This is a genomic window from bacterium (assembly GCA_016703265.1).
Lineage (GTDB): Bacteria > Krumholzibacteriota > Krumholzibacteriia > LZORAL124-64-63 > LZORAL124-64-63 > CAINDZ01.
The window spans coordinates 526,053-543,360 of the sequence record JADJCK010000003.1; the positions used below are offsets into that span (position 1 = coordinate 526,053).

A 17,308-nucleotide genomic window follows, 5' to 3' on the forward strand; every position below is an offset into this window, starting at 1 on the left:
CATGCCGCCCCCGTTTCCGGGGCCCGGCCCCCGTTTCCCAGGAGGAAGACAGGCCATGGCGAAGTACAGGATCGGCTGGATGCCCGGCGACGGCGTGGGCGTCGACGTGATGGACGCCACGCGCATCGTTCTGGACGCGCTGGGCTTCGACGCCGACTACATCCCCGGCGACATCGGCTGGGAGATCTGGTGCCGCGAGGCGAACGCACTGCCTGACCGCACGCTCGAGATGCTCCGCGGCGTGGACGCTGCGCTGTTCGGCGCCATCACCAGCAAGCCGAAGGAAGAGGCCGAGGCCGAACTGATCCCCGAGCTGCGCGGCAAGGGCCATGTGTATCGCAGCCCCATCGTGCGCCTGCGCCAGGAGTTCAACCTGCGGACGAACCTGCGGCCGTGCAAGGCATACGCCGGCAACCCGCTGAACTACCGCGACAACCTCGACATGGTCGTGTTCCGCCAGAACACCGAGGACCTGTACATGGGCGTGGAGTGGCACCCGCTGCCGCAGGAACTGCGCGATGTCATGGTGAAGACGCTGCCCGGCCCCACGAAGCGCCTGGCGGATACGGCCAACGAGGACATCGCGCTGTCGGCGCGCATCCTGACGCGCCTGGGCTGCCAGCAGATCGTGCGCGACGCCTTCGAGTACGCGAAGAAGTACGGCTACAAGACGGTGACCATCGTCGAGAAGCCGAACGTGGTGCGCGAGACCAGCGGCCTGATGGTGCGGGAGGCGCGCAAGATCGCCAAGGACTACCCCGGCATCGAGCTGTGGGAGACAAACATCGACGCCATGTGCATGTGGCTGATCAAGAACCCCGAACAGTACGGGGTGATGGTGTCGAGCAACATGTTCGGCGACATCCTCAGCGACCTCTGCGCGCAGCTGGTCGGCGGCCTCGGCTTCGCCTGCAGCGGCAACCTCGGCGACGACATCGGCATCTTCGAGCCCAGCCACGGCTCGGCGCCGAAGTACGTCGGGCTGAACAAGGTCAACCCGATCGCGATGATCCTCTCGGCCAAGATGATGCTCGATCACCTGGGCGAGAAGGACATGGCGGCGCGGATGGAGAGTGCGGTTGCGGCTGTGATCAAGGACGGGAAGGCTCGTACCTATGACATGGGCGGCGCCACGACAACCACCGGCATGGCCAAAGCGATCGCCGCGCGCTGCTAGTTGTGCCGCCGAGATTGTGTCCGGCCCGGTTGATGCCCCGGGCCGGACATGAACACCAACGCCAGATCCTTCGACCCACCTCACTGTCCCAACTCCAACTGCCGTTTCCACAGTGGGTTGCGCCATGAATGGCGCTTCAAACGCATTGGCTACCACTGGAGTCACTGCCAGCGAAAGCGTATCCCCAGGTTCCTCTGCCTGTGCTGCCGCCGTTCCTTCAGCACTCAGACTTTCGCGACTTCCTACTGGCTCAAGAGGCCCGACGTCCTAGGCCAGCTCGTCATGAAAGCCGTCGGCTGCATGGCCAATCGCCAGATCGCCCGTGAACTGCGGGTTGCACCTTCCACCATCGATCGCCAGCTGGCGCGACTCGGCCGGCACTGCATGCTGTACCACACACAGCAGATGCAGGACGCAAAGCCGGCTTCCACAGTCGCCATCGATGGCTTCGTTACTTTTGAGCATTCCCAGTTCTGGCCCTTTCACCACCATCCGGCTGTCGAGCCCGGGTCCGATCTCCTCGTCTACTTCACCGACAGCGAGGTGCGTCGCTCAGGCTCCATGACCGAGGCCCAGAAGCGCAAGCGTGAGCGCCTCGAGCAGCAGTACGGGCGGCCTGACCCCAAGGCAGTCCTGAAGGACGTGACCCATCTGCTCGAGGTTGTCGCCGGTGGGCAGAAGCGCCTGACGGTACTGAGCGACGATCATAAGGCGTATCCCCGGGCGATACGGCAGTTGCCGTGCGAAGTGACGCACCTGGTGACATCGAGCAAGGAGCGGCGGGATGCGCGCAACCGGCTCTTCCCGGTAAACCTGGCGGACATGCTCTTGCGGCACAGCAGTGCCAATCACAAGCGGGAGACGATCGCGTGGTCGAAGCGACGTCAGGCGAGCGCCGAGCGGCTGGCGGTGTTCCTCGTTTGGCGCAACTACATGAAAGGCCGCAAGGAGAAGGTCCGCGGCAGTCCGACACCGGCCCAGGTGCGGGGGATGCGGACGGACAAGCTGGAGATTGCGGAGCTGCTGGAGAGCCGATTGTTCGCGAGCCGGATCACCCTGCCGGGGCGATGGCTGGAGTACTACGGGCGGCGGGTGCTGACACGGGTGCTGGAACGGCAGCGGGTGCATGACTTAAAGTACGCGTTCTAGAGGCCGGAGAGTGAGCCGGCCGCGCCATTGCTTGACGCGGCCGGACACAATTTCGGCGGCACAACCCACAATTTCGGCGGCGCTACCTCAGGCCTGGGCTGAGGCCGAGACCGGCGCCAGTTCGGGCCGCGGTGCGCGTGCCTCGAAGCGCGGCCCAAGCGCAATCACACGGCGCCGGAAAGCGGTGATCAGACCGGGCACCAGGTGGGCCTCGCGGGGCCGCAGCCAGAGCCGCCGCAGCCGGGCCGGATCCACGCCAAGGCGGTGCAGCGCCAGCGCCGCATGGTGGATGTGGAGGAACGCCTCCACGTCATTCTCGGGCAGGCAGCAGGCGGGTCTCAGGCAGCCGATGATGAGGACGCCGTCCGTGTCCTCCAGGAACGCCTCCCGCAGCCGGGCGGCGTCGACCTGTCCGGTGCACCCCGGCACCAGACGGCAGTGGCTGCCTGCGCCCGCGGCCAGGGCAATGCCCGGGCAGCAATGCTCGCAATGGAAGACCGTGAGGCGCGGTTCACAGAGACGATTCGGCACGGGGGCTTCCATCGGCTGCTTCCTTTCCCGGATTGCCTACCCTGTAGCTGGGATCGTAACAGCCCGACAAGGCATCGTCAACTTATTTGTTAATGATTTATCAATCACCAGACAAGTCCTATCGCCTTGCCTGGTGGTCGGTTACGGCCATTTCTGCCGGGGCTCAGGTCCGGTCGAGGCCTGCCGTCACCGGCCCTGATAGTAAGGCTGGGCCTCGGCCATGTACTCGTTGAGCTGGCGAATACGGGTGGCGTCGGACGGGTGCGTGCTGAGGAACTCCGGCGCACCGCCGCCACCGTTCGCCGACATGCGCTCCCAGAACTTCGGTGCTTCCTGCGGGTTGTAGCCGGCCATCGCCATGAAGATCAGGCCGAGCCGGTCCGCTTCGCTCTCGTGGGAACGGCTGAACGGCAGCATCACGCCCACCTGCGCGCCCAGGCCGAAGGCGCCCATCCAGAGGTTGCGCGTCTGTTCCGGCTTCGAACGCACCGCTTCCGAGAGTGCCATGCCGCCCAGTTCCAGGGCCATCTGCTGGCTCATGCGCTCGCCGCCGTGGCGGGCGATGGCGTGCGCCACCTCGTGGCCCATGACGACGGCGATGCCGGCGTCGTCCTTGCAGATGGGAAGGATGCCCGTATAGAAGGCGACCTTTCCGCCCGGCATGCACCATGCGTTGGCTTCTTCGCTGTCGATCAGGTTGAACTCCCACTCGTAGCCGGCCAACTGCTGCGACTGGCCCTGCTGCTGGAAGTACTTCTCGACGGCGCCCTGGATCTTCGCGCCCACGCGCTTGACCTGGGCGGTGGCTGCGGCATCCTTGCTCAGCTTGCTCTCGGCCAGCACCTGGTCGTACTGCGAGAAGCTCATCGAGTTCATCTGGCTGTCGGGGATCAGGCTCAACTGACGACGCCCGGTGATGGGCACGGTGGCGCAGGCGGCCAGGAGCGTCAGGCCGACGACGCCGAGGACGATGGCAGACAAATGACGTTTCATCATGGCACTACAACTCCCCTGAGTGGCTCCCCGGAATGGCGCAGGCCCCGTCACGGAACCAGCTGGTGAGCGGGCACAATGTAGACGCAGGGGGCAAACCCGTCCAGTGGCGGGCCAGGCGGGTCCGGTTGTAGGTTGTCGCCCACCCGCGCCCGGGAAGGGCCCTTTCCGTAACCCCGCAACCACACCTGAGGAACGCAACGTGCTTCTTTCCGTCATCCTGATGGCCGTGGCCACCTTCCTCCTGAACCTGCCGATGGGCTACTGGCGGCAGGGCGTGCGCAAGTTCTCCTGGCAGTGGATCGTGGCGATCCACGCCATGGTGCCCGTGATCATCCTGCTGCGCCACCTGATGCACATCGGGTTCGCCTGGTGGACCTTCCTGATCACGATCCCCTGCTACTTCGGCGGACAGTTCGTCGGTGCCCGCCTGCGCCGGCGCGGGCAGATGAAGATCGCCGCCGCCGCCCCGCCCAAGACCGCCTGATCCGCACGCGCTGCGGGGCGGTTGCGCCATCCTGCACCTTGTGGTTTCCTTGACGGCGGACCAGAGACCGAAAGGACATTGACCATGACAGACCGGTTCCACGGACGACAGGACGCAGACGCCGTCCCCGCCACTGCCGAGGAGTTGCGGCAGGCTGGCATCGCCCACGACCGCGAAGCCGCCCTGCGCGGCGCGTTCATCATGCGCGTGTACGGCTACCTGATGGCGGCCATCGCGGCTTTCATCCTCATCGAGGTCTGGCTGTTCCGCTCCGGCAAGGCCGAGACGCTGGCGCGCGCGCTGGTCGGCACCAACTGGATGCTGGTGCTCGGCGGCTTCATGGTGGTGGGCTGGCTGGCCCGCGGCCTGGCCGCCCGCGCCACCAGCACCGCGGCGCAGTTCGCCGGGCTGGCCGTCTATGTGGTGGCGCAGGCCATCATCTTCACGCCGATGATCGACATGGCCGATAAGAGGGCCGGCGGCGGTGTCATCGCCAGCGCCGCGGTGCTCACGGGCCTGGCCTTCACCGGCCTGACGCTCATCGCCTGGCAGACGCGCCGCGACTTCACGTTCCTGGGCGGACTGTTGCGCTGGGCCGGCATCCTGGCGCTGGTGGCCATCGCCGGTTCGGTCTTCTTCGGGCTGAACCTGGGCATGTGGTTCTCGCTGGCCATGGTCGCGCTGGCCGGCGGCGCCATCCTCTACGACACGTCGAACATCATCCGCTACTGGCCGAGCAACCGGCCGGTGGGAGCGGCGCTCGAGTTGTTCGCTTCAGTGGCGCTCATGTTCTTGTACCTGCTGCGGCTGCTGAGCTCGCGGCGCTGACCGCGTACGCCAGGTGATGACAAAGGCCCGCCGGCACTGGTTGCCGGCGGGCCTTCTTCGTGACGGCTGCGAGGGCGCTAGTCCTGACGATGATCACGTACTTGACCGCGCGGAACGCATCGGGGTCGAGGATCCTCAGCGCCAGTTGCTCGCCGTTCGGCTCCAGCGTGTAGCTGTCGGCGGGCTGGGCGCTGACCACCTTGGCCTTCTTGGCGTCGATGGGGATGAACGTGGCGCGGTCGGTGTCCAGCGACGTGAACTGGCCGCCCACGGTGTTGCCGGTCGGGCGCAGGGTGCGGCCCAGGCCCAGCAGCCCGCCCTTCGACTCGACGAGGCCCGCGCGCGAGAGCTCCTTCTTCGTGCCCACCACGTAGTAGATGGTGCCCAGGCGCTGGCGCGACGACTCCAGATTCGCGGTCTGCTCCTGGATCGTCTCGTCCTTCTGCTTGATGGTCTCGCGGCCGACGGCCACCTCGGTCTCGAGGCCCGCGACCTGGGTCTGCAGCTCGCCCACCCGCGCCGTCAGCACCACGATCTCGGCTTCCTTGTCGGCCACCGTCTTGCGCAGTCCCTTGATGAGCTTCTCGAGCCCGGCCACGTGCACGTCGCTCGCCTTCAGCTTCTCTTCGAGGTCCTTGATGCGGTTGTTGGCGCGCTCGACACCGGCCTTGATCTCGGTGATGCGGGCCATGGTCGCTTCACCGCGGTCCTGGGAGAGGTTCTGCTCCTGGGCCAGCTCGGTCTGCAGCGCCTGCGTACCCTGTTCCCCGAGGTCGATCTCCTGCAGGCTCTCCTGGATGGAGGCGACTTCGTCGATGGCCGCGGCATACCGCGCGCTGGTGGCCTGTTCCTCCGCCTGCAACGTGGCGAAGTCAGCCTTGCTCTGGCCCAGCTTCTGGTTCAACGACAATGTCATGCCCGTCATGGCGACGGCCGCCACGATGAGGATGGCGAACACGATCTTCCGCATGCTCCACACTCCTTGCCCGACTGGGGTTCCCGGTCAATCCCACAATATGCGTCCATACCCGAAGTGCCGCCGCCCTATTCACGTCCCGCCGGCCCCGACACGGACCGGCAATGCGTCAATCCGTCGCATTCGCTTGGGGTTCCACGTGCACCGTCACATCGGAACCCGGCAGGATCGCGCGCACCAGGTCCTCGATCCGCTCGGTCATGGCGTGCGACTCGCGCACCGAAAGGTCGCCGTCCACGGTGACGTGCATGTCCACGAACCAGCTGCCGCCGGCCGAGCGGATCCGCACGTCATGCGCATCTGTCACACCTTCCATGGCGCCGACCTGCTGTTCGATGGCTTCGCGTTCGCCCCCGCGTGGCGAAGCGTCGAGCAGCGCCTGCACGGAACGCCAGCCCATCCTGACGCTGACCCAGGCGGCGATGGCCGCCACCGCAAGCGCAGCCATGCTGTCACCGTGCTCGAGGAAGGCGAGCTGGGGCACGTGCCGCGCCACCAGGAGCTGGCAGAGCCCGAGCAACACGACGCACGACGACCAGATGTCGGTGCGGAAATGCAGCGCATCGGCCTCCAGCGCCTGCGAGCGGTACTTGATCGCGGCCGCCTTCAACCGGCGGGAACGCGAGATGTCCACGGCGATCGAAACCAGCATCACCGCGAACGACCACCACTTGACCTCGACGTGGACCGTCGGCTCCAGCAGGCGCTGCACCGATTCCCAGACGATCCAGACCACGGTGGCCAGCAGCAGCATCGTCTCGAACAGGGCCGAGATGTTCTCGATCTTGCCGTGGCCGTAGGGATGATTCTGGTCGGCCGGGCGGTCGGCAACACGCACGGCCACCCAGGTGGTGAAGGCGGCCACCAGGTCGAGCGCCGAATGCACCGTCTCGGCCAGGATGCCCAGCGAGCCCGTGAGCAGGCCCACCGTGCCCTTGATCGCCGTCAGCCCCACCGCCGCAATGACGGAACTGAGGGCGACGGCCGATTTCTCGCGGCCTGCAATGGCGGCAGCCTCGGTTTCCGCGGACATGGACTCCCCTGCGCGGGTCCGGCCGACCCGTTCGCGCTCAGCGGTAGTTGGCCTTGAGGTCCGACCAGGACGTGCTTTCGTCGACCACGTCGCCTTCATGCACGATGACCAACCGCGGCGGCAGCGCATAGCCGCAGCCACCGACCGAGATCCAGTCCTCATACCCGATCTCGGAATAGACCGGCGCCAGCAACAGGCCCGCCTTGGCCGTGCCGGCGTTGAGCCAGGCCTGCACGGCCGCCGTGACGTCGAACGATAGGTCGGTGTTGGCGGCCGAGGGATACGCGATGTCGAGCGCGGTCTCGGGGGTCAGGTCGTCGCGCGCGAGCAGCACCTCGCTGCCGGTCGCATCGTAGGCGTAGGCGCCCAGGTAGGTGAAACCCTCGGAGTCGTCGGAGTATCCCGTCTTGCGCACCACCAGCGTCGCGATGTAGACCTCGGCGCCCATGGGCAGGCCGCCCAGGTCGAATTCGAGCGAGGTGGCCCACTCGGAATCGCAGCCCCAGGCCTCGCCGCCGATCTTCAGGTGGAGGTCCGCGCCGGACACGCCGGCCTTGAAGTCGGCTTCCTGCGGGCAGGCGCCGGCGCCCTCTTCACGCTCGTCGTGGCCGCAGAGGGTGGGCGCCAGGGTTACTTCGACGGCGATGGCGTCTGTGGCCCCTGGACCAGCGACCATGAGTCCAGCGGCAAGGATCGCCGGAAGCAAAAGGGACGTCTGTCGGCGCATGGCGGACCTCAGTCCTGGCACGGGGCAGCGGAACACGGCGGCGGTCGGGGACCATGATCCGGCGGCGGACGCCGCGCGTCAAGCAGGCTGCGGGCATCCTGAAGATCTCTTGAAAAAGAAAGGCCCCATCCCGGGGGATGGGGCCTTCCAGTTGGCTTCGTCAGACCGCCGTCAGGCAGCCTTCGCCGTATCCGCAACTAGCGGAAGATGGCCTTGATCGTGCCGAAGGTCTCGGTCTCGGTGGCGACCGGGGCGCAGGCAACGGCCGGCGTACCGGAGAACATCGGCACCGGGCCGGTCACGACGGTGAAGTCGGCCGCGTTGTTGTCGGTGTCGATCGTGCCGCCACCATTGCGGTCGATGCCCTTGTCGATGGCAGTAGCGCCCGTCGCAGTGCCCTCGGCGCAGTTGGCCGTGCCCCAGCTGACCTTGTCGATGAGCGTGCCGGCGATCTCGGAGCCGCAGGCCAGATTGGCGTTCAGGGCGCTGAACAGGGCCATCTTGCCGTTGGTGCCGCCGAGGCTCATGTTCGTGGTGACGAAATCGGGCGTCATGGTGAAGTCGGCGCCGCCGGTGCCGGCCGTGCCGCAGGAGACCATCAGGTACGAGCAGCCGGCGATCCAGGTGTCCTGCGGGAACACGAAGTAGTTGGTGGCCGAGCTACCCCAGCTGCCCGTGGCCGAGCCGTACTCGAGCACGTAGCCACCGATGTTCAGGTCGAAGCCGGTCGCGTTGAACAGGACAACGTAGTCCTTCTTGTAGCTGGCAGTGGCCGTCGCCGAGCCGCCGCCGGGGTACACCTGGGCAATGCGGACGTCGGCCGCAACGGCGAAGGCCGGGAGGGCCAAGGCCACGATGACGAGGGCGATCGCAAACTTCTTCATTTTCTGCGCTCCTTAGTGGTGTTGACGACGGCGAAACCATGCGCACGTCTGACGGATCCAATCTTAGCACACGGGCGAACCTGATTCAATCCCCGTTGCACCGTTGTTGATAAATTTAGCACAATATCAACAATTGCCGCAAAACCATCCGTGGCGATTCCCGCCTTCTGGTCAAATCATTTAACTACAATGGGTTAAATGTGATCCGGAGTCACCCGGCGGACCCCGAAAATGTCTACCGTACCGGGCATCAAGTGGCCCATGTGTCAACCGGCAGGGTCAGGCCGCCCCTCGCGCCCCGGAGGCGACCGCGAACCGGGCCCCGACGGCGCCTCCGTAAGCGGACGCGGGCACCCCGGTCCCGGCGGCGACCGATGCCACCTGACCGTCGGCAAGGACGCAAATGCGGAGCCTCGTCTGGCGATGTCACGGATGACGTCAGGGTCGGCAACCATGGGCGACAGCGCGGGCGACCTTCGGGGTTGCCGACACCGTCAACGACCAGTCCGTGATCGCCGTCATGGCGAGGCCGCAGGGCATCGTCGTCCGGCAGTCTCACCCGGCGAGAGCAGGACGGCCGCCGCATGCAGGCCCCGCCACAAAGGACGAGACAGGATCTGCACGCACGCACCGCAACTCCCTGACGAGCGCTGTTCGTACGGGAAATCCGTGACCGAATGCCCATCGATGCCGGCGCCGTCGCGGACGCCGACAGCCCCGACGACGACCGCCATTCCTGAATTGAACATCAACAGGCGCCGTACGGGATGACGCGAAAAACCCTGGAAAATAGCGGAAAACGCGCGCATGGCCCCAGGCCGGCAACGGCGGGCGGAAGGGCTGGCTCCCTCCGTGGACGGACGCGCCGAGAGTGGGCGCGCCCGACCCGGAACGCCGCGGGGGCGACGACCGGGGGCTGCGGCTGCGCCGCCGACGCGCGACGACGCCGGCCGCCAATCGCAAAAAAATGGCCTCCAGACGCGGATTTTTGTAACACATCGCGCGCGGATGCGCTAGATTCCCGCCATTCGTGGAAGCATCCATGCTTCCTGCAGCGCTGACTTAAGGAGGACCAAGCGCAATGGCTACCAAGAAGAAGACCAAGGCTGCGGCCAAGAAGGCCCCCGCGAAGAAGGCTCCGGCCGGCGTCAAGCCGCCCACCAAGGGCGAAGTGTACCGCGAGATCGCGACGAAGACCGGCCTGGCCCGCAAGGACGTCGTCGGCGTGTGCGACGCTCTGACCGAGATCATGGCGAAGTCCGTGAAGAAGCACGGCTCGTTCAACTACCTCGGCCTGATGAAGCTGACCCTGGTGAAGAAGCCGGCGATCGCGGGCGGCAAGCTCGTGAAGAATCCGTTCACCGGCGAGATGGTCAAGCAGAAGCCCCGCGCGGCCTCCCGCTCGGTTCGTGTGCGCCCGATGAAGTCCATCAAGGACATGCTGTAGGCTGCATTTGTCGCGAAATGCCTTTTTTGAGGGCGTTTGCGAGCGCTACGACCCCCCGGGCTCATGTCGGGGGGTCGTTCTCTAACCTCGGCGCCGTACCTTGACGCACCCGCGCCCGCATGTTATCGCTCGGCCCCAGGTGACCACGATGATCTCCCGCAAGACGAAATACGCGCTCCAGGCACTGGGCCGGCTGGCGGACAATCCCGTCGGCGAACCCATGCTCATCGCCGACCTGGCCGAGCGTGACCGCATCCCCCGCAAGTTCCTCGAGGCGATCCTCGTCACGCTGCGCAAGGGCGGCGTGCTGCACAGCCGCGCCGGGCGCGGCGGCGGCTACCAACTGGCGCTGCCCGCCGCCGAGATCACGCTGGCGCGCATCGTCCGCCTGCTCGACGGCGACTTCGCGCCGCTGCCCTGCCTGGACGCTGTGCATCCCGCGCGCTGCGACGAGTGCGACGACCTCGACACCTGTGGTACACGCCTGGTCATGGCCGATGTGCGGCAGGCCGTCACCACCACGCTTGAAGGCATCACCCTGGCCGACATGGTCGAGCGCTCGCGGGCGGCGGCGGCGAGCCGTCGCGGGCGCGTCGATTTCTCCATCTAGCTTTTTTTCCGAATTAAGTCTATAATATCTGTAGACTTTAACGACAAATGACGGAGGTCGTTTGATGGCAAATATTTACGCGAACAACCCCGAATCCATCGGCAACACGCCGCTGGTCCGGCTGAACCGCGTGGCGCCCGGTGCCCGGGCCGTCCTGCTGGGCAAGGTCGAGGGACGCAACCCGGCCTATTCGGTGAAGTGCCGCATCGGCGCGAACATGATCTGGGACGCCGAGAAGCGCGGCGTGCTCAAGCCCGGCGTCGAGATCATCGAGCCGACGAGCGGCAACACCGGCATCGCGCTGGCCTATGTGGCAGCCTCGCGCGGCTATCCGATCACGCTGACGATGCCCGAGACGATGAGCATCGAAAGGCGGCGTGTGCTGGCGGCCCTCGGCGCCACGCTGATCCTGACGCCGGGCAGCGAGGGCATGAAGGGCGCGATCGCGAAAGCCGAGCAGATCGCCGCCGCCGAGCCGGCGCGCTGGTTCCTGCCGCAGCAGTTCAAGAACCCCGCGAACCCGGCGATCCACGAGAAGACCACCGGCCCGGAGATCTGGAACGACACCGACGGCGGCATCGACGTCCTGGTCTCGGGCGTGGGCACCGGCGGCACCATCACCGGCGTCTCGCGCTACATCAAGAACACGAAGGGCCGGAAGATCCTGTCGGTGGCGGTGGAGCCGGCCGAATCGCCGGTCATCACGCAGAAGCTGGCGGGCGAACCGCTCGTGCCGGGGCCGCACAGGATCCAGGGCATCGGCGCCGGGTTCATTCCCGAGACGCTGGACCTGGCGATGGTCGATCGCGTCGAGCGCGTCACGAGCGACGAGTCGATCGCGATGGCGCGGCGCCTGGCGCGCGAGGAAGGGCTGCTGGTCGGCATCTCGTGCGGCGCCGCGGTCGCCGCGGCGGTACGCCTGGCCGTGGACGAGGCCTTCGCCGGCAAGATGATCGTCGTCGTGCTGCCGGACATGGCGGAACGCTATCTTTCGACAGCGCTGTTCGAGGGACTCTAGCCCGGTTCATGCAAGAATACCGGGAGCATGGCGCCCCGGACGACAGGGGACGGCGCGCCGGGAAGGAACCGGGAATATGCTTCCACGATGGGTCACGACGGGGAACCGCGCGCGCGGCCGCGGGCGACTGCTGGCCGCCTTCATCGCGTGCGCCCTGCCCGGCGCCGCCGGCGCCCAGTCCGAGTGCGGCCTGACGCCGGCCTCCTGGGTCTTCTGCACGGGCTTCGAGGAAAGCACCTTCGACCAGTGGGACGACTGGGACGGCAACCCCGCCCCCACCAATACCATTATCGCCGACCCGGGCCCGTTCAACCGGCCGGGCAACCACGTGGCGCGGCTCTTCGTGCCCCCTGGCGGTGGCAACGCCGACCTGACGAAGGTGCTGCCGGGCGGCGACGACATCATGTATGCGCGGTGGTACGTGAAGTGGGAAGCGGGCTTCGACTTCACCACGCCCCAGCACGGCTCGGGCCTGCACGCGGGTGACCGCGCCCTGCTCGGGCGCAGCGGCTTCCGGCCGAACGGTACCGACTGGTTCAGCGCCTGGATCGAGCCCGGCTACGGCACGGGCCGCTTCAACGCCTACACCTATTATCCCGGCATGTACATGAACTGTGTCGATCCCAACGGTTCGTGCTGGGGCGACGACCTGCCCTGCACGCAGGACGAGGGCCAGGTGTACTGCACCAAGCCGCAGCATCGCGAGTCGGTGACGCCGCCGCTCATGCAGTCGGGCCGCTGGTACTGCATCGAAATGATGCTGGCGGGCGGCACACCCACCCCGGGCAACAACGGCGCCGGCGGCGTGCTCAACTACTGGATCGACGGCCAGGAGATCGGCCCCTGGAACGATCTCTGGCTGCGCAGCACCGGCGATGTGCACATCGGCATCCTGTGGCTGAACCTCTTCTTCCATGGCGCCCACGGCCCGGCCGGGGTGCTGTTCGACGACGTCGTGGTCTCGAGCTCCCCCGTCGGGCCGCGCAGTTCCTCCACGCCGGTCGAAGGCGTGGGCTGGGGCACGATGAAAGCGATGTTCAGGTAACCGCAACCCGCAGCAGCCCTTCGCCCATGCCCCGACGGCATGGCGCCCATGCGCATCATTCATTTTCGGCTCGCATCCGCGGCCGATATCATCCTTGTTGCAGGCATCTGCCGGTCAGCAGGCCCCAGCCGGGTCTGCTCCGATGTGCGTGGCGCCCAACGGCCCCGCACAGCCGGCGTGTACTACCGACAAGGAGAATTCCATGTTCAGGCGTCTGGCATTCGTCATCATCCTGGCCGGCATCGGCGTTGCCGCCGCGTTGGCGGCTCCGCTGCCCGGCAAGGTGCAGTCTGTGGCCTCGGACACGCTGGTCGTGGTCGTCAATCTGGAGAACGTCGAGTGGCTGGTGGTCGGCAAGCCGGTTCGCCTTGTGGACGTCGACAACAAGGGCGCCCTCGTGGGCAAGAGCATGGTCATCGGCGTCGCCGACTCGACCGTCACGCTGGTGGCGCCCAAGGGCAAGGCCAAGAACCTGAAGCCGGGCAGTTCGGTGACCGTGGAGAAGCCGAAGGCGGGCATGTCGGGCTGCTGACAAGGCGGCCGCCGGGACCCCGCGCCGACCGACCTCCTTGCGGCGCGGCGGTCCCGGTCGTTCATGGACAGTCCATGTCCCCCAACCGCGAGGAACACCTCATGATCAGGAAGTACCAGGTGCCCGCCGTGCTCGCGCTGCTGGCCGTGCTGGCCTGCGCCGCAGGACCGGCGGCAGCCGGCCCCGCGCCGGCCGGAGTCGGCCGCGGCCAGACGCTGGCGGCACAACCCAAGGCCAACACCATCGCCGAGCTGGTGGCACGCTACGACTCGCGCTCGTGCATCGAGTGCCATCAGGACGCCCATGACCAGTGGAACGAGTCGGCGCATGCGCGCTCGATCTTCGGCACCGGCCGCACGGCCCTCACCTTCCGCACGGCCATCACCAACGGCCTGCTGGAATGGCCGGCCTCGGGCGTGACCGACACGAAGGACCTGCGTGTCGAACACCTGATGGGGTGCGCGAAGTGCCACCTGCCGCAGCTGGCCGACGCCACCGACAAGGTGGCGCAGGAGATCGTCGCGACGATCGACGCCTGGCGCACGGCCATGGAGGAAGAGGACGAGGCGGTCATGGAGAAGCATGCCGCCACCCTCACGTCGCTGAACATCAACTGCCTTGTCTGCCACAACCGCAACGCCATCACCCACAAGTGGAGTGACGGCTACCCGCGCCGCGACACCGTCTACGGCCTGTCCGGCGAGGGCGAACACCCGGACGACAAGTTCACGGCCATGAAACCCAGCCCGGTGATGTCCGAGTCGATCTTCTGCGGGCAGTGCCACGGCCTGGGGCCCAATCTCGAACTCGAGAACCCCACGCAGTGCGCCACCGGCTACGGCAGCTACCTGTTCGCCTACGTGCCCGAGGGCGGCACGCAGACATGCGTGGAATGCCACATGCGCGAGTCGGGCCTGGGTCACAACATGCAGAGCTACCAGGCGAAGGTGATGTCCGACCGCGCGGTCGAGATGCACGTCGACGCCAAGGCCATCGTCTGGCGCGACGTCTCGACGATGCGGCCGAAAGCGACGGTGAAGGTGGAGTTGACCAACCGCGCGGGGCACGGCATTCCCGATGGCTGACCCACTCCCAACCGACTGGTGCTGTCGGTTTCCGCTGTCGACAAGAACGGTAACGATGTCTTCACTGCTGATCGCGTGTTCATGCCCACCCCGCAGCGCCTCGGGCGCGGCGATCGCATGGGCCGCGGCCCCTACGAGAAGAGCGGCCTGCTGCAGGACAGCAGCCTGCCCCCCCTGCGGACGGTCACCACGAACTGGGACATCTTCTTCCCGGTCGAGGAGACCGAGGACGGCGACGAGGTCGTCCGCACGTATCCCAGCGACAGCCTCGATATCACGGTACGCCTGTGGTACCTGCCGTACGGTGTCGAGGACGACTTCGCGGTGATCTGGCGCGAGGAGACCCGTAAGGTGAAGTTCGACGCCGAGGGCTGGTAGCGGGCCCCGCGTTCCTGTTCGAGATCCGTGAGGGGCCGGCGCCGCGATGGCGCCGGCCCTTCGTTCTAGAGGCCGTCGATGCGGAGCAGTTCCCAGCCCCCGCCCTCGCGTGGCATCACGAAGACCGCGGACGCGCCGGGATGACGCGCAAGAAGGGTTGCTGCCTTGTCCGGCCCCAGCACGAAGAGCGCGGTCGAGAGCGCGTCGGCCTCCAGCCCGGTCGGCGCGACGACGGTGACGCTCCCCTCACGCGCCACCGGCGCCCCGGTGCGCGGGTCCAGGATGTGGCCGCGGCGGCGGCCCGCGACCTCGACGAACCGTTCGTACTGGCCCGAAGTGGCCACGGCGCCGTTGCCGACGGCGATCTCCCCGACAACGGACTCCGGGTCATCGGGCGCGACGATCGCCGCCTGCCGCTCACCGTGGCCGAACACCAGGAGGTTGCCGCCGAGGTCCAGAACGCCCGCAGTGGCGCCGCTTTCGAGCATCGCCTTTTGCGCGACGTCCAGCGCGTAGCCCTTGGCGATACCGCCGAGGTCGAGCGCAACGCCCTCGCGCGCGAAGCCGATCGTGCCGGCCACGGTGTCGACCCGCACATGGCGTGCGCCGGTCACCGCAAGCGTGCGCGCGAGTTCATGCGCATCCGGCTCGCGCGGCGCGCCACCCTGCAGCCCCCAGGCACGCAAAAGCGGCAGCACGGTGGGGTCGAAGGCGCCGTCGGTTTCAACAGCCCAATACAAGGCAGCGGCGACCACCTTGAGCAGGTCGCCCGGCGCCATCACCGGGCGCGCGGCAGCTTCCGCGTTCACGCGTGCGAGGTCCGAGTCGTCGCGCCAGTTGCTCATCCGCGCATCGACCAGCGCGAAGGCGGCCCAGGCCGCGTCGAGGGCGGCCAGTGCCGCCGCCTCGCCTGGCGCCGACACGCTGACGGTGGCGATGGTGCCCATCACGTAGCGTGCCTCTTCGCGGGTGGCGACTGCGGCGTGCGCAGCCGAAGGTGCCGCAGTGGCCCTCGACGCCAACACCAGCGCGAGTGCGATCGCACCCATGCCCGCGACCCGGCGTCCCTGCACGACCCGTGTCGCCGGCGCACTCACGGGCGGTGATGCTTCCGCTGGCGCTTCCGGGCGTGCAGGCCGAGCACCAGCCCGGTGACCAGCACGACGACGAAGAGCAGCGTGCCGAGGTCGTAGAGCCGTGGCATGAACGGCAGGCCCCAGTGGCCCGCATGCAGCCGACGGGCCAGGTCGCGCAGGCGATCGCCGCGCGTCGGTGCGACCTGCCAGAGCGACGTCCAGCGCGCGCCGTCGGCATCGCCGAACCAGGCGCCGTACATGGTGACCACGAGCGGGCGACCGTCGGCCGTCACCGCCAGGCCGAGCGGCGGGTCATCCCGCCCCAGCCGGGGCGGCAGTTCACGGCGATCCCAGACCGCGCCGCCGTCGACGCTGGCCAGCAGTTCCGTGACGCCGAGCAGCCAGGCGCCGCGGGCCGGCGGCGTGGCGAAGACCAGCGTCAGCGGCAGGTCGGGCGCCGCGGGCAGCGGCAACTCGCGCCAGGTGGCGCCGCCGTCGCGCGACTCCTCCAGCAGTGCGGGCGAAGCGCGCAGCAGGCGCTGGGGATCGACAGGGTCTGCCGCCAGGACGCGCGGCGGCATCGCGCCGCGTCCAAGCCAGGCCGGATGCTGCAGCGCCAGCCCGGTCGCCACCACCAGCAGCGCCCCGAGGGCCAGGAACAGGCCCAGTCCGTGGTGCGTCGCGCGAACCCTGCGCCTGTCATGGCTGCTCATGGTTGCCCTCCATAGCGTGCCTGGGCCAGCAGCAGGGCCTTGCGGACGCCGGCAGCCAGGGCGCGGCTCGACAGCGTGGCGCCGCTGATGCCGACGATGTCGCGGTTCAGGCGCAGCGGGTCGTCTGCGTCCTTGCCCTCGAACTGGTCGAGGAAGCGGGTGCGCCTCACGGCATCGCCGCGCGATTCGCGGTAGACCATCACCAGCACCGCCTCGACGCGGCGGTCCGGACCCAGGTGCACCAGGAAGGTGATCGGCTTGAAGCGGCCCTTCTCCTCGAGCACCAGGGCCCAGCCGAGGCTGCGCCCGCCGCGCGAGGCGCGGTGGAACGTGAACGCGGCCTCGGGCACGTGCCAGCCAAGCTGCGATTCGAGCGCCGCGCGTTCGTCCACCGTGGGCTCCCACGTCTCCTGCCACTGCCGGTCGGCGTCGGCAAAGACGCGGGCCAGGGCCTGCGCTTCCGTGAAGTACTCCTTCACGTGCTCGGGCCCGTCGGGACTGGCTTCGGGTTCCGCTGCGCGGGCTGCGGGAGCGCCGGCCACGACGGCCAGCGCTCCCCACGCGATCATCGCGACCATCGCGAACACGAACTGTCGGATGCATCGAGTCATGCGCAGCG

At 67.6% G+C, this 17,308-nt stretch carries 20 protein-coding genes; 11 read left to right on the top strand and 9 right to left on the bottom strand.

The window, feature by feature from the left end:
- Nucleotides 1-55 precede the first annotated feature (55 nt).
- Both IPG61_06455 and IPG61_06460 read left to right on the top strand, forming a co-directional pair.
- The gene (locus IPG61_06455; GenBank protein MBK6733719.1) at nucleotides 56-1,177 is read left to right on the top strand and encodes an isocitrate/isopropylmalate dehydrogenase family protein; all 1,122 of its coding nucleotides are present in this window, start codon (nucleotides 56-58) and stop codon (nucleotides 1,175-1,177) included.
- Between the two features lie 282 nt (nucleotides 1,178-1,459).
- A complete protein-coding gene (locus tag IPG61_06460; protein ID MBK6733720.1) occupies nucleotides 1,460-2,326 on the top strand; it encodes a hypothetical protein in 867 nt (288 codons plus the stop codon).
- 87 nt (nucleotides 2,327-2,413) lie between these two features.
- On the opposite strand, the gene IPG61_06465 is transcribed toward IPG61_06460, so the two are convergent.
- A complete protein-coding gene (locus IPG61_06465; GenBank protein MBK6733721.1) occupies nucleotides 2,414-2,869 on the bottom strand; it encodes a hydrogenase iron-sulfur subunit in 456 nt (151 codons plus the stop codon).
- 174 nt (nucleotides 2,870-3,043) lie between these two features.
- Nucleotides 3,044-3,850, bottom strand: a complete 807-nt coding sequence (locus IPG61_06470; GenBank protein MBK6733722.1) for a M48 family metallopeptidase — start codon at nucleotides 3,848-3,850, stop codon at nucleotides 3,044-3,046.
- A 202-nt stretch (nucleotides 3,851-4,052) separates the two neighbouring features.
- Here IPG61_06470 and IPG61_06475 point away from each other — a divergent pair, with 202 nt between their 5' ends.
- Complete coding sequence (locus IPG61_06475) at nucleotides 4,053-4,337, top strand: hypothetical protein (protein MBK6733723.1); 285 nt, start codon at nucleotides 4,053-4,055, stop codon at nucleotides 4,335-4,337.
- An 84-nt stretch (nucleotides 4,338-4,421) separates the two neighbouring features.
- The gene (locus IPG61_06480; GenBank protein MBK6733724.1) at nucleotides 4,422-5,165 is read left to right on the top strand and encodes a Bax inhibitor-1/YccA family protein; all 744 of its coding nucleotides are present in this window, start codon (nucleotides 4,422-4,424) and stop codon (nucleotides 5,163-5,165) included.
- Here the strand turns inward: IPG61_06480 and IPG61_06485 are convergent.
- The 4 genes from IPG61_06485 to IPG61_06500 form a co-directional block, all read right to left on the bottom strand.
- Nucleotides 5,122-6,135: a hypothetical protein gene (locus IPG61_06485; GenBank protein ID MBK6733725.1), complete on the bottom strand. Its 1,014-nt coding sequence runs from the start codon at nucleotides 6,133-6,135 to the stop codon at nucleotides 5,122-5,124. The genes IPG61_06480 and IPG61_06485 overlap by 44 nt on opposite strands.
- Before the next feature lie 115 nt (nucleotides 6,136-6,250).
- Nucleotides 6,251-7,174 (bottom strand): cation transporter, encoded by a 924-nt coding sequence (locus IPG61_06490; GenBank protein ID MBK6733726.1) that lies wholly within the window; start codon nucleotides 7,172-7,174, stop codon nucleotides 6,251-6,253.
- Nucleotides 7,175-7,211: 37 nt separating this feature from the next.
- Nucleotides 7,212-7,901, bottom strand: a complete 690-nt coding sequence (locus IPG61_06495) for a hypothetical protein (protein ID MBK6733727.1) — start codon at nucleotides 7,899-7,901, stop codon at nucleotides 7,212-7,214.
- A gap of 197 nt (nucleotides 7,902-8,098) precedes the next feature.
- Nucleotides 8,099-8,785: a lamin tail domain-containing protein gene (locus IPG61_06500; GenBank protein ID MBK6733728.1), complete on the bottom strand. Its 687-nt coding sequence runs from the start codon at nucleotides 8,783-8,785 to the stop codon at nucleotides 8,099-8,101.
- A gap of 1,081 nt (nucleotides 8,786-9,866) precedes the next feature.
- On the opposite strand from IPG61_06500, the gene IPG61_06505 reads away from it, so the two are divergent.
- The 7 genes from IPG61_06505 (at nucleotide 9,867) to IPG61_06535 (ending at nucleotide 14,900) form a co-directional block, all read left to right on the top strand.
- Nucleotides 9,867-10,232: an HU family DNA-binding protein gene (locus IPG61_06505; protein MBK6733729.1), complete on the top strand. Its 366-nt coding sequence runs from the start codon at nucleotides 9,867-9,869 to the stop codon at nucleotides 10,230-10,232.
- 148 nt (nucleotides 10,233-10,380) lie between these two features.
- On the top strand, nucleotides 10,381-10,842 hold the full coding sequence (locus IPG61_06510) for an Rrf2 family transcriptional regulator (protein MBK6733730.1): 462 nt from the start codon (nucleotides 10,381-10,383) through the stop codon (nucleotides 10,840-10,842).
- Nucleotides 10,843-10,906: 64 nt separating this feature from the next.
- On the top strand, nucleotides 10,907-11,860 hold the full coding sequence (gene cysK, locus IPG61_06515; GenBank protein MBK6733731.1) for a cysteine synthase A: 954 nt from the start codon (nucleotides 10,907-10,909) through the stop codon (nucleotides 11,858-11,860).
- Between the two features lie 76 nt (nucleotides 11,861-11,936).
- Nucleotides 11,937-12,905 (top strand): hypothetical protein, encoded by a 969-nt coding sequence (locus IPG61_06520; protein MBK6733732.1) that lies wholly within the window; start codon nucleotides 11,937-11,939, stop codon nucleotides 12,903-12,905.
- Between the two features lie 202 nt (nucleotides 12,906-13,107).
- Nucleotides 13,108-13,437, top strand: a complete 330-nt coding sequence (locus IPG61_06525; GenBank protein MBK6733733.1) for a hypothetical protein — start codon at nucleotides 13,108-13,110, stop codon at nucleotides 13,435-13,437.
- Between the two features lie 101 nt (nucleotides 13,438-13,538).
- Complete coding sequence (locus IPG61_06530) at nucleotides 13,539-14,522, top strand: cytochrome C (protein ID MBK6733734.1); 984 nt, start codon at nucleotides 13,539-13,541, stop codon at nucleotides 14,520-14,522.
- Nucleotides 14,523-14,603: 81 nt separating this feature from the next.
- Nucleotides 14,604-14,900: a hypothetical protein gene (locus tag IPG61_06535; protein MBK6733735.1), complete on the top strand. Its 297-nt coding sequence runs from the start codon at nucleotides 14,604-14,606 to the stop codon at nucleotides 14,898-14,900.
- Between the two features lie 65 nt (nucleotides 14,901-14,965).
- Here IPG61_06535 and IPG61_06540 read toward each other — a convergent pair whose 3' ends face one another.
- From IPG61_06540 to IPG61_06550, 3 genes are read right to left on the bottom strand one after another with little or no spacing between them, the layout of a single operon-like run.
- Nucleotides 14,966-15,997, bottom strand: a complete 1,032-nt coding sequence (locus tag IPG61_06540) for an FAD:protein FMN transferase (protein ID MBK6733736.1) — start codon at nucleotides 15,995-15,997, stop codon at nucleotides 14,966-14,968.
- A complete protein-coding gene (locus IPG61_06545; protein ID MBK6733737.1) occupies nucleotides 15,994-16,689 on the bottom strand; it encodes a PepSY domain-containing protein in 696 nt (231 codons plus the stop codon). The genes IPG61_06540 and IPG61_06545 overlap by 4 nt, the downstream gene beginning before the upstream one ends.
- The gene (locus tag IPG61_06550; GenBank protein ID MBK6733738.1) at nucleotides 16,686-17,300 is read right to left on the bottom strand and encodes an FMN-binding protein; all 615 of its coding nucleotides are present in this window, start codon (nucleotides 17,298-17,300) and stop codon (nucleotides 16,686-16,688) included. Before IPG61_06550 ends, IPG61_06545 begins: the two co-directional genes overlap by 4 nt.
- Between the last annotated feature and the right edge of the window lie 8 nt (nucleotides 17,301-17,308).

Excerpts from the sequence above, each read along its gene's own strand:
- IPG61_06455 (MBK6733719.1), top strand. The coding sequence starts at position 56 with ATGGCGAAGTACAGGATCGGCTGGATGCCCGGCGACGGCGTGGGCGTC.
- IPG61_06460 (MBK6733720.1), top strand. The coding sequence starts at position 1,460 with ATGAAAGCCGTCGGCTGCATGGCCAATCGCCAGATCGCCCGTGAACTG.
- IPG61_06465 (MBK6733721.1), bottom strand. The coding sequence starts at position 2,869 with ATGGAAGCCCCCGTGCCGAATCGTCTCTGTGAACCGCGCCTCACGGTC.
- IPG61_06470 (MBK6733722.1), bottom strand. The coding sequence starts at position 3,850 with ATGAAACGTCATTTGTCTGCCATCGTCCTCGGCGTCGTCGGCCTGACG.
- IPG61_06480 (MBK6733724.1), top strand. The coding sequence starts at position 4,422 with ATGACAGACCGGTTCCACGGACGACAGGACGCAGACGCCGTCCCCGCC.
- IPG61_06485 (MBK6733725.1), bottom strand. The coding sequence starts at position 6,135 with ATGCGGAAGATCGTGTTCGCCATCCTCATCGTGGCGGCCGTCGCCATG.
- IPG61_06490 (MBK6733726.1), bottom strand. The coding sequence starts at position 7,174 with ATGTCCGCGGAAACCGAGGCTGCCGCCATTGCAGGCCGCGAGAAATCG.
- IPG61_06495 (MBK6733727.1), bottom strand. The coding sequence starts at position 7,901 with ATGCGCCGACAGACGTCCCTTTTGCTTCCGGCGATCCTTGCCGCTGGA.
- IPG61_06500 (MBK6733728.1), bottom strand. The coding sequence starts at position 8,785 with ATGAAGAAGTTTGCGATCGCCCTCGTCATCGTGGCCTTGGCCCTCCCG.
- IPG61_06505 (MBK6733729.1), top strand. The coding sequence starts at position 9,867 with ATGGCTACCAAGAAGAAGACCAAGGCTGCGGCCAAGAAGGCCCCCGCG.
- IPG61_06510 (MBK6733730.1), top strand. The coding sequence starts at position 10,381 with ATGATCTCCCGCAAGACGAAATACGCGCTCCAGGCACTGGGCCGGCTG.
- cysK (MBK6733731.1), top strand. The coding sequence starts at position 10,907 with ATGGCAAATATTTACGCGAACAACCCCGAATCCATCGGCAACACGCCG.
- IPG61_06520 (MBK6733732.1), top strand. The coding sequence starts at position 11,937 with ATGCTTCCACGATGGGTCACGACGGGGAACCGCGCGCGCGGCCGCGGG.
- IPG61_06525 (MBK6733733.1), top strand. The coding sequence starts at position 13,108 with ATGTTCAGGCGTCTGGCATTCGTCATCATCCTGGCCGGCATCGGCGTT.
- IPG61_06530 (MBK6733734.1), top strand. The coding sequence starts at position 13,539 with ATGATCAGGAAGTACCAGGTGCCCGCCGTGCTCGCGCTGCTGGCCGTG.
- IPG61_06535 (MBK6733735.1), top strand. The coding sequence starts at position 14,604 with ATGCCCACCCCGCAGCGCCTCGGGCGCGGCGATCGCATGGGCCGCGGC.
- IPG61_06545 (MBK6733737.1), bottom strand. The coding sequence starts at position 16,689 with ATGAGCAGCCATGACAGGCGCAGGGTTCGCGCGACGCACCACGGACTG.
- IPG61_06550 (MBK6733738.1), bottom strand. The coding sequence starts at position 17,300 with ATGACTCGATGCATCCGACAGTTCGTGTTCGCGATGGTCGCGATGATC.